Genomic DNA, 16,186 nt, shown 5'->3' with positions numbered 1-16,186 from the left:
TAAAAACACCCCTTCATGTTGCCGGTGATGAGTGATTCGGTAGCATGAAGGGGTGTCGTTATAATTGCTGATTTTCCGGCAGGTATTGATTGGCGCGAATTAAGGATGCTAGTCGTTTTTTTCGTTCCTTACGATGATCCCGTCGTTCAGGAGCTGTTGCATGAAGAAACTTCTCTTCTTCCGTTTCCGGGATGACTTGGGGGACGGGAGTAGGTTTTCCATCCTTATCGAAGGCAACGAATGTCAGAAAGGATGTGGTGGTCAGTTGGCGATCTCCCGTTGTTAAATGCTCGGAGGTAACTTTTACAAAGACCTCCATTGACGTTTTGCCACACCATGTGACAACCCCTTCAACGGTGACGGCATCTTCCATTCCTATCGGAGACAGGAAATCAATAGAGTCCATCGAGGCGGTAACGACAGGTTTGCGCGAGTGACGAGCGGCGCAGATTGCGGCTACTTCATCAATATAAGCACTCAGTTTTCCCCCGAACATCGTCCCATGGTTATTCGTATCCGGTGGTAAGACATGGGCGGTTTTTATCGTGCGGGAAAAGCGTGCAGGCCGGCCATTCATAGGACTTCTCCTCCTATTCTATTGATCATGCATTCTCTCCCAATGTACCCCTTTTGCTGAGGAGGTATGCAATGACGTCTAGTATAACGGTTCTCTTTCATTCTAGCATTCTTGTATTGATGGAGGTTCTGAGATTTGATTTTCTTTTTTCTAGCAAGGAATAGGTATTTACCCGGTGGTTTGTCCAGGGTAAGATGAAAGAGGTTGCTGGACTTTGTAATGATAGGGAGAAGCGATCAAATGCCCACCACATTGGAATTCGATATTAAAGCGACAAAAGAGCAGCTTTTCACTCACTTAGAATCCGAGGAGCACGTCAAGAAATGGTTTGAGACCCTCGAGAAGTTACAAATCGAATCGGTCATGCATGACGGAGCGATTCGTAAAGGCTCTCCCCTGACGATGGAGGTTCGCTCGGGTAAGGTGAGTCAAACCTTTCAAGGTGAAGTGATTGCCTATCGTAAACCCGAGTTGTTTGGGATCCGTCTTCAATTAACACATATCATTGTTGACCTTTTTATTGAGTTTATTAATAAGAAAAACGGCGTTCAATTACAATGTGATTGTGAAATTGGTATTCCAGAGGGTGCAAACCAAGTCCGAGCGCGGTTACGCTCGTGGCAAGTTAAACACCTCCTTTATACAAGATTAAAACGTTTAAAATCCATTGCCGAAAAAGAAAAAGTCTCTGTGTAGAAAAAGACCGACTCCATCTTCCTGGGTCGGTCTTTTTCTAGGAATCATGTGGCAAAAATTCCGCGAGATTTTCAACATTTGCGGGGTAGACTTTTTATACGACGGTATGTATAATAATACGAAATCATGAATTTTTATAAAGAGGTGTACGGGCATGAATAAAGGAAAAATAGTTCTCGCCTATTCAGGTGGGTTAGATACTTCCGTTGCTATTCAATGGTTAAAGGAAAATTATCATTATGATGTTATCGCGGTGGCTTTGGATGTAGGGGAAGGAAAAGATTTGGATTTTATACGGAATAAAGCGTTGCATGTGGGTGCAGTAAAGTCCTTGGTTGTTGATACCCGTGAGTGGTTTGCAAAGGAGTATCTGCTTCCTGCACTCAAAGCGAATGCTTTATATGAAGGGAAATACCCCTTAGTTTCTGCGCTTTCCCGCCCCTTAATTGCTCAGGTATTGGTAAAAGTTGCGGAGCAAGAAGGCGCTGTTGCAGTTGCTCATGGTTGTACAGGAAAAGGAAATGACCAAGTGCGGTTTGAAGTTGCGGTCAAAGCACTTAATCCCGACTTAGAAGTGGTCGCTCCTGTCCGTGAATGGGCGATGAGTCGAGATGAAGAGATTATTTATGCGAAAAATCATGGGATACCCGTACCCGTTGATTTGGAGAATCCCTATAGCATTGATCAGAACTTATATGGGCGTTCCTGTGAGTGTGGCGTATTAGAAAATCCCTGGGCATCTCCTCCGGAAGGAGCCTATGAGTGGACCGTTCCCGTATCGAAGGCACCTGATGAGGGAGAAGAAATTGAAATTACCTTTGAACAGGGGGTACCTGTAGCTTTGGACGGGGAGCGACTTCCCTTTTATGAGCTTTTATCTCAACTCAATAAACAGGCAGGAAAGCATGGAGTTGGACGCATTGACCATGTGGAAAATCGGCTGGTTGGAATTAAGTCCCGGGAAGTTTATGAATGCCCAGCCGCTATCACTTTAATTACGGCTCATAAAGAGTTGGAGTTTCTTACCCACACACGTGAAGTGACTCAATTCAAACCAAGTGCGGAACAACAATGGGCGCAATTGGTCTATGATGGGCTCTGGTTTTCACCCTTAAAAAGCGCGTTAGATGCTTTTGTAGAGGCTACACAACAAGTCGTATCCGGAGTCGTGCGTGTGATGTTATTTAAAGGGCAAGCGGTGGTGACTGGACGAAAATCGGATCATTCCTTATATCAGGAGGGGTTAGCAACCTATACACCTGAGGATACCTTTAATCACGAAGCCGCCGTTGGATTTATTCAACTATGGGGTTTACCGACTGAGGTGAATGCCAAGGTAAATGCTCAGAAAGAGGATGTGACATTCAATGAAACTCTGGGGAGGGCGCTTTACCAAGCCAACCAATCAACTCGTTGAGGAGTATACCTCATCGATTCAATTTGATCAGCGGTTAGTTGAGGAAGATATTCGGGGCAGCTTAGCCCACGTTCGGATGTTAGGGAAATGCGGGATCTTGCGTTCGGAGGAAGTTGATACGATCACAAATGGGTTGCAGAGGATTCAGGAGCGGGTTTTAGCTGGAGAAGTGGAATTTTCAATTGCCCATGAAGATATCCATATGAATATTGAAAAGCTATTAATTGAAGAAGTAGGGACGGTGGGTGGTAAGTTACACACAGGCCGAAGTCGAAATGATCAAGTGGCACTGGATATGCATTTGTTTGTTAGAAGATGTACGGTGGATGTTATTCAGGGGTTGACTACCCTTCGTCAGACGCTGATAGCCAAGGCAGAGGATCATATTGATACCATTTTACCTGGATACACTCATCTTCAGCGAGCACAACCAGTCCGCTTGGGTCATCATTTACTTGCCTATGTGGATATGTTCGGGCGAGACGTGGAGCGACTTCAGGATAGCTATAAGCGAGTGAATACGTTACCCCTAGGAGCTGGGGCCATTGCAGGTAGTACCTTTCCTATTCAACGGGAACACGTAGCGAATGAATTGGGTTTTTCACGGTTGTATGAAAATAGTATGGATGCGGTAAGTGATCGCGATTACTTGGTTGAGTTTCTCTCGTGTGCTTCTATGATTATGATTCATTTATCCCGCCTCTCTGAAGAATTAATCCTCTGGTCCAGTGAAGAATTTGGCTATATTGAATTAGATGATGCATTTTGCACAGGATCCAGTATGATGCCACAAAAAAAGAATCCCGATGTTCCGGAGTTGATTCGAGGGAAAGTAGGGCGAGTCATCGGGCATGGTGTCTCGTTATTAACAACTTTAAAGGCGCTCCCTCTCACATACAATAAGGATATGCAAGAAGACAAAGAGGGTATCTTTGATACAGTGGATACGTTGATGGGAGCCCTAGCTCTTACGGCTCCAATGATCGAGGGAATGAAGGTAAATAAAGAGAAAATGAGGGAAAATGCTGAAGGTGGATTTACTAATGCGACGGATTTAGCCGAATACCTAGTGACTAAGGGAGTCCCCTTTCGGGAAGCTCACGCGGTGGTAGGAAAGCTCGTGCTCCATTGCATTGAAAGGAAAAAATCACTCTTAGAGCTCTCGTTGCAGGAATATCAATCAGCTCACCCTCTTATCGAAAAGGATATATTTACTCGTCTTTCTTTGGAGGTTGTTACAGATGCCCGTGAAGCCGGTTGCGGGACTGCCCGAGTACGAGTAGTGGAGGCGATTCAAAAGAAAGAAAAGGAAATCTCTAATGAACGACATTGGATTAAACATGCACAAACGTAAAGTATCCAAGGAAACCGATACGAGAGTGGGGTTTCCTTGGATGCTTTTTTGTTGTGATTTGTTTTTTAAAGGGTTATAGGAAAATCTCTGAAACATTCTTTGGTGAAAATCGTTGAGTAAATATGGAGAATAAACGCTGCTAGAATGCGATATTCTGAGGTTAAACGGGGGTTCTGTGATCATTGAGTGACAAAATCCCAAGTTTCCTCTGGGAAAAAGACGGAATGATGATATAATAGAATAGAGTCTCCTCTTAATTTTTCATATTTTTCCTGAAGACTTGTTTCTCTCTATCATAAATAGCCATTCGAAAATCCGAGGGTATAAACCCCAGGCAGATGAAGGTGATCGCATGATTGAGATGCATGATGTATACAAGGTATATGGTAATGGTGTAAAGGCGTTGAATGGGATCAACGTGAAAATTGATCAAAGTGAATTCGTATATGTAGTGGGGCCCAGTGGTGCGGGTAAAAGTACGTTTATTAAGTTGATGTACCGTGAGGAAAAGCCAACTCATGGCGTTATCCTCATCAATGGTGTCAATGTGAAACGTGTTCGTAACTGGAAGATTCCCTACTTGCGTCGTAATATTGGTGTGGTGTTTCAAGACTATAAGCTACTTCCCAATATGACTGCCTATGAAAATGTTGCCTTTGCGATGGAAGCGGTAGAGACCCCTCATCGGAAAATTAGGCGCCGAGTGCAGGAGATGTTGGAGCTTGTTGGGTTGTATGACCGCATGAACGCGCTTCCCTCTCAGCTCTCCGGTGGTGAGCAGCAACGGGTTTCGATTGCACGCGCGATGGTGAACAATCCTGGTTTTTTGATTGCGGATGAGCCTACAGGAAACTTAGATCCTGAAAATTCATGGGATATCATGTATTTACTTGAAGAGATTAATGCTCGTGGTACAACCGTGGTGATGGCGACTCACAATAAAGAAATCGTAAATACCATGCGTAAGCGAGTAATCGCCGTGGAACAAGGCGTTATTGTCCGGGACGAGCAGCAGGGGGAATACGGTTATGAAGATTGATACGTTATTTCGACATACCCGAGAAGCCTTTCGCAGTTTAACACGGAATACGTGGATGACTTTTGCAGCTTCTAGTGCAGTTGCTGTAACACTCTTAATATTTGGTTTTTTTCTGGTCTTTGCTTTTAATATTAGCTATATGGCGACGGAGTTGGACAAGCAGGTGGCTGTTCGTGCATTCTTCCAGCCAAATGTGACGGATGATGATATTGATCAAGTAATTGCTCAGATCAAGAAGGATCCTGCTGTTGCCAAAGTGAAATTTGTGTCCAAAGAAGATGGACTTCGGCAAATGAAGGAGAATTGGGGAGACGATGAAAGCTTTTTTCGCGGATTAGAGAAGGGAAATCCACTTCCCGATGGTCTCGTGATTCAAGCGAAGGATCCGCAAAAAACAAAGGCGTTATCCGATTCCCTGGATAAGTACTCCCAAATTTCCGATAAGAGCTATGGTGAAGGTGTTACCAATAATATTCTGGGTATTTCTGAGTGGGTTCGAAATGCCGTTTTCATTTTTGGTTTAGGATTGGCCATTTTAGCGGCTTTCCTCATCTCCAACACGATTAAGTTGACGATTTTTGCCCGTCGTCGTGAGATTGAAATTATGCGGTTGGTTGGGGCGAGTAACTGGTTTATCCGGTGGCCCTTCTTTATCGAAGGAAGTATCATCGGGGTTTTAGGGGCAATTATTCCAACAGCGGTTACCTTAGTTTCATATAACGCTGTCTTAGGTATTTTAAATGCGGATGGGGCGTATAGCCTATTCAAGTTGTTGCCGATGTGGCCTCTTTCAATGTATGTAGCAGGAATTACAACCATCTTGGGCATCTTGATCGGTGTTTGGGGTAGTATGATCTCCGTGCGTCGTTTTCTTAAAGTATAAGAGCGCAGGCACAAGACAAAGGAGGAGAACTCGTGACGAAGCGCATGCTAGCATGTTTGACAGCATTCACCTTAACGATGACTCTCCTTGGAACTCCAGGAATCTCCTATGCGAATAACATCGATGATAAACAAGAGAAAGTCAAAAAACGAGATAAAGAGATTCAACGCTTAGAAAAAGAAAAGAAGCTGACAAAAAAAGAGGTTGAAGCAGCGTTAGTTCAATGGAAGAAACAGAAAGCAGAACTGCAGAAATTAAACCAATTGGTTTACGACACGGAAAAGCGGTTGGATGAAAGTAAGCGTAAAATTGAAAAAAAGAAAGAGCAGATTGCTTACCAAAAGGAGCAATACAATCAGCGGGTTCGTATCATTTATGAACAAGGGAATATGTTTTATCTAAAAATGTTATCGAATTCGAAAGATGTTGGTGAATTCTTAAATCGCCTTTCTCTGATTAAGCAGATCACCAAACGGGATCAGCGCTTGCTGGATAACTACCGCCAAGATCAAATCGTCTTATCTCAATCCCAACAAAAAATGAATGTTTTGCTTACAGAACAGAAGAAGCAAGCATCGGATGCTAATCAGCTGTATGAAAAATTGACAGCTGATTATAAGAAGATGGAGCGGGATCTTAAAACCATTGATGATAAACAATCCGACTTGGAAGAGGTCAATGAGCAAGAAAAGCAAGCGATTCGTGACTTGATACGGCAACAGCAGAGCAATAATAACAACGGTGATGCTGTAAAAGGGGATGGTGGAAAACTTTCAAAGCCGGTGAATGGATCCATCAGATCCCCTTATGGTATGCGTTATCATCCGATTTTGAAGCGTAATAAGCTTCATACGGGTGTGGATTTTGGCGGTGCTCTAAACACGCCGATTCATGCTGCGGCTTCCGGGAAGGTGATTGCTTCTCGTCCTGCTAAGGGTTATGGATACATTGTGATCATTGATCATGGTGGTGGAATCTCAACCTTATATGCTCATATGTTTCCCCAGAAGGTAAAGGTGAAAGAGGGAGAAACGGTAAAGCGCGGGCAATGGATTGCTGGTATCGGCAATAATGGTTGGTCGACAGGGCCGCATTTACATTTTGAGGTATTGAAAAATGGTAAAGCGACAGATCCAATGCCCTATTTAAAATAATTGAAAATAAAACGGACAGATTAGAAGGGAGTCTCAGCCGTCGTTTTCCTTCCAATCTGTCCGTTTTTTTATGCATCCTGGGAATCCTTGTGCCCGTTGTTTCACTATGCTAGAGTGTATCTTAAATACTAAGTTCTTCCTACTAAACATAGAATGGAAACAACCGATTGGTAATTTTGTTCCCGAAGAGGCGGCGTGGGTACGCCGGCGATTATTTATGCTTGGCGAAGATTGATTGGAGCGAAACTTTCCTGAATTGATAAAGGTGGTGTTGGGATGTACTTGCGTGGACGTACTGTTGCATTATTAATTGTGTTTGCTGTATTACTTTCAAGCTTGACGACAGCTGCCGTGGTTGGTGGCGGTGGTTTGCTTGCTGAAGTTACGGGTTCATCCTTTTTAGCCAATAATGGGGGACCGGCCGTAACCAAATCAGATACTAAGGGTTTTGAAGAAAATGCCGAGAAATTAAAGCAAACGTATGGGTTAATTAAATCCCAATACATTCACAAAGTGGACGATCAACAACTTGTGGACGGTGCGATCCGTGGAATGGTGGAGTCTATTAAGGATCCCTATTCATCCTACATGGATAAGAAAACGGCAGATCAGTTTATGTCCTCCTTAAAGTCCTCTTTTCAGGGAATTGGCGCTGAAGTTTCTATGAAAAAAGGGCGAGTGACCATCGTTTCCCCCTTTAAAAACTCTCCTGCAGAAAAAGCAGGCCTGCAACCAGAGGATCAAATTATCAAGGTAAATGGTACGAGCTTGGAAGGGCTTGACCTCAATGAAGCGGTTTCCAAAATTAAAGGCCCCAAGGGCTCCAAGGCGCATCTGGAAATTAATCGACCCGGTGAAAGCGGTACCCTTAAAGTTACCGTTGTGCGTGATGAGATCCCAATTGAGACGGTACATTCCAAAATGATGGATGATCAGATTGGAAAAATCGAAATCACTCAGTTTTCTGAGGAAACAGCGGATGAATTTGGAGATCAACTGAAGGCGTTGGAGAAAAAAGGGATGAAGGGCCTCGTTATCGATGTTCGTGGTAATCCCGGGGGATTGTTGCAGGCTGTTTTAAAAATCTCTGAGGATCTTTTGCCTAAGGGACAAGGGATTATGATGACAGAAGATAACAAAGGTAATCGGACGAAATACCTTGCCAAAGATGGAAAGAAGAAAAAGTACCCCATTGTTGTAATGACCGATAAGGGCTCGGCAAGTGCTTCTGAGATCTTGGCTGGGGCAATGAAGGGAGCAGGTTATCAGACGGTGGGCGTAACCACCTTTGGAAAAGGTACTGTACAAACGACGAATACCTTTAATGATGGTAGTAACCTTAAACTTACCATGGCAAAATGGCTAACTCCTGATGGGAAATGGATTCATAAGAAAGGGATTAAGCCTGATGTTGAATCAAAACTACCTGCTTATTTCAAAGCAACCATCATTCACTCCGACAAACCTTTAAAAAAGAATCAGAACTCTACGGAAGTGAAAAACCTCCAACTCGTCTTGGAAGGGTTAGGATACCGAACGGACCGAAAAGATGGTTATTTCAGCGAACAGACAGAAACTGCAGTGAAGGCATTCCAGAAAACCCACAAGCTTTCAGTAACGGGTGAAGTTGATAAGAAGACTGGAGCCAAATTGCAAGAAGCCTTTATCAAGATGGTTCGCAAACCCGAAGCGGATTTGCAACTACGCGTTGCAGAAGAGACTTTAAAGAAAAAAATAAAATGATGAAGGGTTTTCCCTTGAAATAGCGAAACTCATCCCACGATCCTTTTTCGTGGGATGCTTTTTTTATAAATAGGAGGAGGATGGTAAGTGGAACCCTTTTTTCTTCTATGGGAAAGTCCTTGGGGAGCTTGGAAAGTGAGCGCGGTTCATCCCTTTTGGCTCTTAGCCATTCTATTAGTAGCGTGGCAATATGCTTGGAAGGGGATAAAGGAACAGAAGAAATTGGGAAGTCGATTGCATCCACCGACACCTTTGTTTTTACGGTCGCTCTTATTTGGGATAGGAGGGGGTCTCCTGTTTTCATTCGGAGTATCCTCGTGGATGTTTGAGATCGATGGAGCATCCATTCCATGGGTGTGGGGTGGAGTGATCGGAATGTTCCTCATTCGACCGCGCTTTGCTTGTCCCAGCTATGCGATTGGCGTGCTCACCTTCGTCTCTTTGTGCTGGGAACAAGCAGGCTGGAGTACAGAGGGAATATGGCTTGGACTATCCGACTTTCACACACCCGATTGGTTATTGTTAATGAGTGCTCTTCATGGATTAGAATGGTTACTCGTACGGCTCGATGGTCAGCGAGGTAGCACCCCGATTGTCGAGGAAACAAAAGCAGGACAAGTGGTTGGTGGCGCTTTGTTGCAAAAAATATGGGCATTGCCTCTTGTCATTGGTACACCGAATGGATGGCTCCCGTTACCCTTGGTAATTGGCTTTTCGCGTGTAAATCTATCACGACCCATGCGCCAACAAAAACGTCGTTCCTCTTCGCTCATTTTAGTGTATGCGGGGTTATTGGGATTGGTAAGCTGGGGCGCCATGTTTTGGCCCGCTTTCATGTGGTTGGCTGCTAGTTTTTGTATACTGGGGCATGAGGGGATCTATCAACTGGGGCGCATTCGAGAGCGGCGCCGTTCACCCTTGTTTACCTCAAATGAAAAAGGGGTAAATATCTTAGCTGTATGGCCAAATAGCCCTGCCAAAATGATGCATATCAAACCAGGGGATACCGTCCTTAAGGTAAATGGTATGGAAGTGACTGATTTAAGGGCGTTGGAACATAATATAAGTACATCCGGTGCTCTCTGTCGATTAGAGGTGATGGATCGCCATGGGGAAACTAGATTATCCCAGCGGGTGCTCTATGAAGGGGACCCTGTACATCTAGGGATTGTTGAGATTCCTAAAGCGATATCGTTAAACCCAACGATCAGGACGCAGGAACATCAGCAGTGATCGATATGTAAGAAAATGTAAGTCATTTATAATGCTAAAAGGAGATCGATGTATGCGTGTATTTGTGACTGGAGCCTCTGGGTTTGTAGGAAAACGTTTGATTCGACGTTTAGTTGAGGAGGGGCACCATGTATTGGCCTTATCTCGCAATGATCAGGTTGCCGAGGGATTGAAAAAGATCGGAGTAACTCCGGTAAGAGGAACCCTTGAGGATATTGCTTCTTGGTCCGAGAATCTTTCAGGAGTCGATGTCCTGGTCCATCTTGCAGCGTATATTGGAACGTGGGGAAAGTGGGAGCAGTTTTACCAAGTGAACACCGAGGCTCCGCGTCGTTTGATAGAGGTGGCAGAAAAGCATCATGTGCGCCGAATGGTTCACATTAGTTCGGATTCGGTGTTACAGGCAGGAAAGTCACTAGTGGATGTCAATGAAGAGACTCCCTACCCTGAAGTGCCGAGCTCCTCTTATGGTAAATCGAAGCTGTTGTCAGAGAAAGCTGTATTGGAAGCGCCCGGAAAAATTGAACGGATTATTTTGCGGCCGACCTTTATCTGGGCTGAGGATTCAGAACAGATGATGGATATTGTACAGCGTTCGAAAAAAGGGCAGTTTCCCTGGATGGACCAAGGGAAAGCAATGATTGAGCACGTGTACGTGGATAACGTCGTCGAGGCGATCATGCAATCCCTGGAACATGGGCGATCTGGCGAAATTTATTATATAACGAATAATGAACCGATGTCGGCACGGGAATTCTTTGAAGGTGTATTTGAAGCGGCTCAGGTACCCGGCCCGAAAATGTCCCTCCCATCAGGGTTAATGCGTAGCGTAAGCGGGCTGATGGAAAATGTTTGGGGTGGATTTAAATTGAAAGGGAGTCCCCCGATCACACGATTTGAAGTCGAGTTTCTCTCGCTACCACGGAGATACCCCATAGATAAGGCGATGAAAGAATTACAATATCAACCAAAGACGACCTTCAAGGAAGGCGTTTCCCGGATACAGCCCCTTAACTAAAGAGATCCTTGTGAGGACCAGTGCTTTTGTACTGGTTCTTTTATTTTCGGAACAAACGTTCTCGTCCGAGGTTCCCTTTGTGTTATAATGGGAAGAATGACAGATCCGAGGTGATAAACCATGGCAGAGCGTGTTTTTCACATGGTATCCGAATATACTCCCCAGGGTGACCAACCCAACGCCATTCAGGAATTGACAGAAGGGCTTCATCAAGGAAAGAAGCATCAAGTGTTACTAGGTGCCACGGGGACTGGTAAAACCTTTACCATTGCTAATACCATTGCAAAGGAAGGAAGACCCACGCTAGTGATTGCTCCTAATAAAACACTAGCCGCTCAATTGTGTGGGGAATTGAAAGAGCTCTTTCCGGAGCATGCCGTTGAATATTTTGTGAGCTACTATGATTACTATCAACCCGAAGCATATGTCCCCCATACCGACACCTATATTGAGAAGGATGCTTCGATTAATGATGAAATCGATAAATTACGCCACTCAGCTACGTCCGCACTCTTTGAGCGCAGGGACGTAATTATTGTTGCGAGTGTTTCCTGTATTTATGGACTGGGTTCACCTGAAGAATATCGTGAGCAAGTGGTCTCCCTAAGAAAAGGGATGGAAAGGGATCGCAATGCAGTCTTACGGAACCTCGTCGATATTCAATATGAACGGAATGATATGAACTTTGTGCGTGGGACCTTTCGAGTCAAGGGAGATGTCGTGGAAATATTCCCCGTTTCCCGTTCAGAACAAGCGGTTCGCGTCGAGTTTTTTGGAGACGAAATTGAACGAATTCGTGAGATTGATGTTTTAACAGGGGAAATCCTTGGTGATCGAGATCATATTGCCATCTTTCCTGCGTCACATTATGTTACCCGTGAATCAGTGCTACGGCGTGCGTTAAAAGATATTGAAGCGGAACTGGATGAACGATTAGCCGAACTTAAATCGCAGGATAAGTTACTGGAAGCACAACGTTTGGAACAGCGTACTCGCTACGATATGGAGATGATGCGGGAGGTTGGATTTTGTTCTGGAATTGAAAACTATTCCCGTCACCTTGTTGGAAAGAAAGCCGGGGATACACCCTATACGCTCCTTCATTATTTCCCGGATGACTTTTTGATTGTGATTGATGAATCCCATGTGACCGTTCCCCAGATCGGTGCCATGTATAAGGGCGATCGTGCTCGGAAGGAGATGCTCGTTGAACACGGCTTTCGTCTCCCTTCAGCGATGGATAACCGTCCGCTTCAATTTAACGAGTTTGAGGAACGGATGAATCAAGTCATCTATGTATCAGCCACCCCTGGAAACTATGAGTTAGAGCGAGCTCCTAAGGTCGTTGAACAAATTATTCGACCCACCGGTTTGTTGGATCCCAAAATCCATGTACGACCGATTCAGGGCCAAATTGATGATTTGATTGGTGAGATTCATACACGCTTAAATCGAAATGAACGCGTACTGGTCACCACCCTAACCAAGAAAATGTCGGAGGATCTGACGGATTACTTAAAAGAGGTGGGTATCAAGGTTCGATACCTTCATTCCGACATTAAGACGATCGAACGGATGCAAATTTTGCGTAGTCTACGGTTGGGAGAGTTTGATGTCTTGGTAGGGATTAACTTGTTGCGAGAAGGATTGGATCTACCTGAAGTTTCTCTTGTGGCGATTCTTGATGCGGACAAAGAAGGATTCTTACGAGCGGAGCGTTCGTTAATTCAAACAATTGGTCGTGCCGCTCGGAATGCTAATGGAGAAGTTGTGATGTATGCAGATAAGATCACCGATTCGATGCGTCGTGCGATCGATGAGACGGAACGACGTCGTGAAAAACAGATGGCTAATAATAAGCTACATGGGATTACTCCACAGACGGTGAAAAAAGCCGTTCGTGAAGTAATTGAAGCGACAAAGGTGGCAGAAGGTGGATCCACGTATCAGGTGGTACCTGAACCGGCTAAAATGAGCAAGAAGGATCGACAACAGATGATCCAACGAATGGAAAAAGAAATGAAAACAGCAGCTAGGGAACTTAACTTTGAGCGAGCGGCAGAATTACGTGATATGATTCTCGAATTAAAAGCGGAGGGAGCGTAAGACATTGACCCAGGAAAATATCGTCATTCGGGGGGCGCGTGTACACAATTTAAAAGAAGTGGACGTGATAATTCCCCGTGACAAACTTGTAGTTTTAACCGGTCTTTCCGGGTCGGGCAAGTCCTCCCTTGCCTTTGACACGATCTATGCTGAAGGGCAGCGGAGATATGTTGAATCCCTATCAGCTTATGCTCGTCAATTTCTTGGTCAGATGGATAAACCGGATGTGGATTCGATAGATGGTTTATCGCCAGCGATTTCAATTGACCAAAAAACGACGAGTAAGAATCCCCGTTCAACGGTGGGTACGGTGACGGAGATCTATGATTACTTGCGTCTGTTGTATGCTCGTGTAGGACGGGCATACTGCCCCGATCATGGGATTGAAATTCGCTCCCAGACCGTACAACAGATGACTGATCGGGTAATGGAACTACCGGACCGGACTCGGATTCAGGTATTGGCTCCTATGGTGAGTGGAAGAAAAGGGGAGCATGTCAAATTGATGGACGAAATCAGAAAGCAAGGCTTCGTCCGTGTACGCATTGACGGTGAAGTCATGGATTTGTCTGAGGAAATCCAATTGGAGAAGAACAAAAAGCACTCGATTGAAGTGGTTGTGGATCGGATCGTCGTGAAAGAGGGAGTGGATACGCGCCTCACTGACTCCTTAGAAACCGCTCTGCAGTTGGCATCGGGGAAAGTGATTGTGGATGTGATTGATGGGGATGAGATGTTATTTAGTCAAAATTTAGCTTGTCCAGAATGTGGATTTTCCATGGATGAACTATCGCCAAGGATGTTCTCTTTTAACAGTCCCTTTGGTGCATGTCCAACCTGTGATGGATTGGGAAGTCGGATGGAAGTGGATCCACAGCTTGTGATACCGGATTGGAGTAAAAGCTTAGCAGATGGGGCGATCGAGGCATGGCAAGGGAAATCGAGCACCTATTATCCTCAATTACTGGAGTCTGCTTGCCGGTATTATGATATTTCGATGGATGTACCTGTGCAGGATTTACCGAAGAAGCATCTTGATATTATTTTAAAGGGGACGGGTGATCGTATTCCCTTCCGATACGATTCGGAGATGGGAATGAGGGAAGTCAATATTCGGTTTGAAGGGGTGCTGAAAAATTTAGAGCGCCGCTTTCGTGAGACGGGATCCGATGCGGTTCGTGAGATCATTGAAGGTTACATGAGTAAAAAGGATTGTCCATCATGTAAAGGCGCACGATTACGGAAAGAGACACTTTCGGTCTTCGTCGGTGGTCAGTCAATTGCTTATGTCACCAGCTTATCCATTCAAGAAGCAATGGAATTCTTTAATTCCTTGGATCTGACCGAGAAAGAACTGACGATTGGTCGTCAGATTTTAAAAGAAATTCAAGGTCGTCTCGGCTTTTTAAACAATGTGGGGCTCAATTATTTAACCCTTAACCGAGCGGCGGGTACGCTTTCAGGTGGTGAAGCCCAACGGATTCGTTTAGCGACTCAAATCGGCTCCAAACTAATGGGTGTGCTGTATATATTAGATGAACCAAGTATTGGGCTTCATCAACGGGATAATGCGCGCCTGATTGAAACGTTAGAACAGATGCGTGACCTGGGAAATACCTTGATCGTCGTCGAACATGATGAGGATACGATGATGGCTGCCGACTACATCATCGATGTAGGCCCTGGTGCTGGTACGCATGGTGGTGAGATTGTTGCGAGTGGGACTCCTGTCGAAGTGATGGCGATGGAACATTCCTTGACGGGTGAATATCTATCCGGGAGAAAATTTATTCCCTTGCCAGTGGAAAGACGCGAGCCCAATGGCAATTGGCTAGAGGTGATAGGAGCGAAGGAGAATAACCTGAGGAATGTAAATGTGAATATTCCCCTTGGCGTATTTACCTGTGTTACTGGTGTATCCGGTTCAGGGAAGAGCACCCTGATCAATGAAATTCTCTTGAAATCCCTTAGCCGTGAATTACATCGTGCGAAAGCCGTTCCTGGTGAGCATCAGGAGATTACAGGGATAACTCATCTGGACAAAGTGATTAATATTGATCAGTCCCCTATTGGTCGCACGCCACGGTCGAATCCCGCTACCTATACCAGTTTGTTTGATGATGTGCGAGATGTCTTTGCTGCCACTCAAGAAGCAAAGGTACGCGGATATAAGAAAGGACGTTTTTCCTTCAATGTGAAGGGTGGACGGTGCGAAGCATGCCGTGGGGACGGGATTATCAAAATTGAGATGCATTTTTTGCCGGATGTCTACGTTCCTTGTGAAGAATGTAAAGGAAAACGATATAACCGTGACACCCTAGAGGTGAAATACAAAGGAAAAAACATTGCTGACGTTTTGGAGATGCGTGTGGAGGAAGCGTGTGAGTTCTTTAAAAATATTCCGCGCATTCAACGAAAGGTGCAAACCCTATTTGATGTAGGGCTGGGTTATGTGAAATTGGGCCAACCTGCTACGACCTTATCGGGTGGTGAGGCCCAACGGGTGAAGTTGGCTTCTGAGTTGTACAAACGCTCCAAGGGCCGCACTTTATATGTACTGGATGAACCCACAACCGGACTGCATGTGGATGATATCTCCCGGCTCCTTAACGTATTGCAGCGACTCGTTGAAAATGGTGATTCGGTGTTAGTGATTGAGCACAACCTTGATGTGATTAAAACAGCAGACTATTTGATTGATTTGGGACCAGAAGGTGGTACAGGTGGAGGAACCATTGTTGCGACAGGTACACCAGAGGAAGTGGTTGAAAACAAAGGGTCCCACACAGGATATTATCTTCAACCGATCTTAGAAAGAGATCGCAAACGGATGGAAGCCTACTATGATAAATTGTCTGCCCAAGTATCCGGGTAATCGATTCTCTAACAACCCTGTACAAAGAGCAAATCCAACTGGGATTTGCTCTTTGTTTTGTTTATTTCTCACTAGAATAGGGGATATAGAT

Annotated in this window: 12 protein-coding genes; 11 read left to right on the top strand and 1 reads right to left on the bottom strand. The window is 44.9% G+C overall.

The genetic code is table 11. The annotated features are described in order from the left end of the window. Window positions 1-58: 58 nt before the first annotated feature. Window positions 59-577 (bottom strand): acyl-CoA thioesterase, encoded by a 519-nt coding sequence (locus CHX35_RS01205; RefSeq protein ID WP_091832605.1) that lies wholly within the window; start codon window positions 575-577, stop codon window positions 59-61. Between the two features lie 240 nt (window positions 578-817). On the opposite strand from CHX35_RS01205, the gene CHX35_RS01200 reads away from it, so the two are divergent. The 11 genes from CHX35_RS01200 to uvrA all read left to right on the top strand — a co-directional run bounded on the left by CHX35_RS01200 (window position 818) and on the right by uvrA (window position 16,095). Further along, the gene (locus tag CHX35_RS01200; protein ID WP_091832602.1) at window positions 818-1,273 is read left to right on the top strand and encodes an SRPBCC family protein; all 456 of its coding nucleotides are present in this window, start codon (window positions 818-820) and stop codon (window positions 1,271-1,273) included. A gap of 154 nt (window positions 1,274-1,427) precedes the next feature. Beyond that, entirely contained in the window at window positions 1,428-2,690 is a 1,263-nt protein-coding gene (locus CHX35_RS01195; protein WP_091832599.1) for an argininosuccinate synthase, read from the top strand. Then, the gene (argH, locus tag CHX35_RS01190; RefSeq protein WP_091832596.1) at window positions 2,641-4,044 is read left to right on the top strand and encodes an argininosuccinate lyase; all 1,404 of its coding nucleotides are present in this window, start codon (window positions 2,641-2,643) and stop codon (window positions 4,042-4,044) included. Before CHX35_RS01195 ends, argH begins: the two co-directional genes overlap by 50 nt. Window positions 4,045-4,396: 352 nt before the next feature. After that, complete coding sequence (gene ftsE / locus CHX35_RS01185) at window positions 4,397-5,083, top strand: cell division ATP-binding protein FtsE (protein ID WP_091832593.1); 687 nt, start codon at window positions 4,397-4,399, stop codon at window positions 5,081-5,083. Then, a complete protein-coding gene (ftsX, locus tag CHX35_RS01180; RefSeq protein ID WP_091832590.1) occupies window positions 5,073-5,966 on the top strand; it encodes a permease-like cell division protein FtsX in 894 nt (297 codons plus the stop codon). Before ftsE ends, ftsX begins: the two co-directional genes overlap by 11 nt. 32 nt (window positions 5,967-5,998) lie before the next feature. After that, window positions 5,999-7,120: a murein hydrolase activator EnvC family protein gene (locus CHX35_RS01175; protein ID WP_091832587.1), complete on the top strand. Its 1,122-nt coding sequence runs from the start codon at window positions 5,999-6,001 to the stop codon at window positions 7,118-7,120. 276 nt (window positions 7,121-7,396) lie between these two features. Continuing rightward, on the top strand, window positions 7,397-8,863 hold the full coding sequence (locus CHX35_RS01170) for a S41 family peptidase (RefSeq protein WP_091832584.1): 1,467 nt from the start codon (window positions 7,397-7,399) through the stop codon (window positions 8,861-8,863). A gap of 87 nt (window positions 8,864-8,950) precedes the next feature. Beyond that, on the top strand, window positions 8,951-10,096 hold the full coding sequence (locus CHX35_RS01165; protein ID WP_091832582.1) for a PDZ domain-containing protein: 1,146 nt from the start codon (window positions 8,951-8,953) through the stop codon (window positions 10,094-10,096). Between the two features lie 52 nt (window positions 10,097-10,148). Beyond that, on the top strand, window positions 10,149-11,114 hold the full coding sequence (locus CHX35_RS01160) for an NAD-dependent epimerase/dehydratase family protein (protein WP_176391818.1): 966 nt from the start codon (window positions 10,149-10,151) through the stop codon (window positions 11,112-11,114). A 120-nt stretch (window positions 11,115-11,234) separates the two neighbouring features. Then, window positions 11,235-13,220: an excinuclease ABC subunit UvrB gene (gene uvrB, locus CHX35_RS01155; RefSeq protein ID WP_091832576.1), complete on the top strand. Its 1,986-nt coding sequence runs from the start codon at window positions 11,235-11,237 to the stop codon at window positions 13,218-13,220. Between the two features lie 4 nt (window positions 13,221-13,224). Continuing rightward, complete coding sequence (gene uvrA / locus CHX35_RS01150) at window positions 13,225-16,095, top strand: excinuclease ABC subunit UvrA (protein WP_091832573.1); 2,871 nt, start codon at window positions 13,225-13,227, stop codon at window positions 16,093-16,095. The last annotated feature ends 91 nt before the right edge of the window (window positions 16,096-16,186 follow it).

Source organism: Marininema halotolerans (assembly GCF_900116235.1).
Taxonomy (GTDB): Bacteria; Bacillota; Bacilli; order Thermoactinomycetales; family DSM-45169; genus Marininema; species Marininema halotolerans.
Note: the sequence above shows the minus strand (reverse complement) of the source record. Positions and strands in the feature narration are given on the sequence as shown.

Bases quoted from the DNA above. Each gene is read 5' to 3' on its own strand.
- CHX35_RS01160 (WP_176391818.1), top strand. From the start codon at position 10,149: ATGCGTGTATTTGTGACTGGAGCCTCTGGGTTTGTAGGAAAACGTTTG.
- uvrB (WP_091832576.1), top strand. From the start codon at position 11,235: ATGGCAGAGCGTGTTTTTCACATGGTATCCGAATATACTCCCCAGGGT.
- ftsX (WP_091832590.1), top strand. From the start codon at position 5,073: ATGAAGATTGATACGTTATTTCGACATACCCGAGAAGCCTTTCGCAGT.
- argH (WP_091832596.1), top strand. From the start codon at position 2,641: ATGAAACTCTGGGGAGGGCGCTTTACCAAGCCAACCAATCAACTCGTT.
- CHX35_RS01205 (WP_091832605.1), bottom strand. From the start codon at position 577: ATGAATGGCCGGCCTGCACGCTTTTCCCGCACGATAAAAACCGCCCAT.
- ftsE (WP_091832593.1), top strand. From the start codon at position 4,397: ATGATTGAGATGCATGATGTATACAAGGTATATGGTAATGGTGTAAAG.
- CHX35_RS01170 (WP_091832584.1), top strand. From the start codon at position 7,397: ATGTACTTGCGTGGACGTACTGTTGCATTATTAATTGTGTTTGCTGTA.
- CHX35_RS01195 (WP_091832599.1), top strand. From the start codon at position 1,428: ATGAATAAAGGAAAAATAGTTCTCGCCTATTCAGGTGGGTTAGATACT.
- CHX35_RS01200 (WP_091832602.1), top strand. From the start codon at position 818: ATGCCCACCACATTGGAATTCGATATTAAAGCGACAAAAGAGCAGCTT.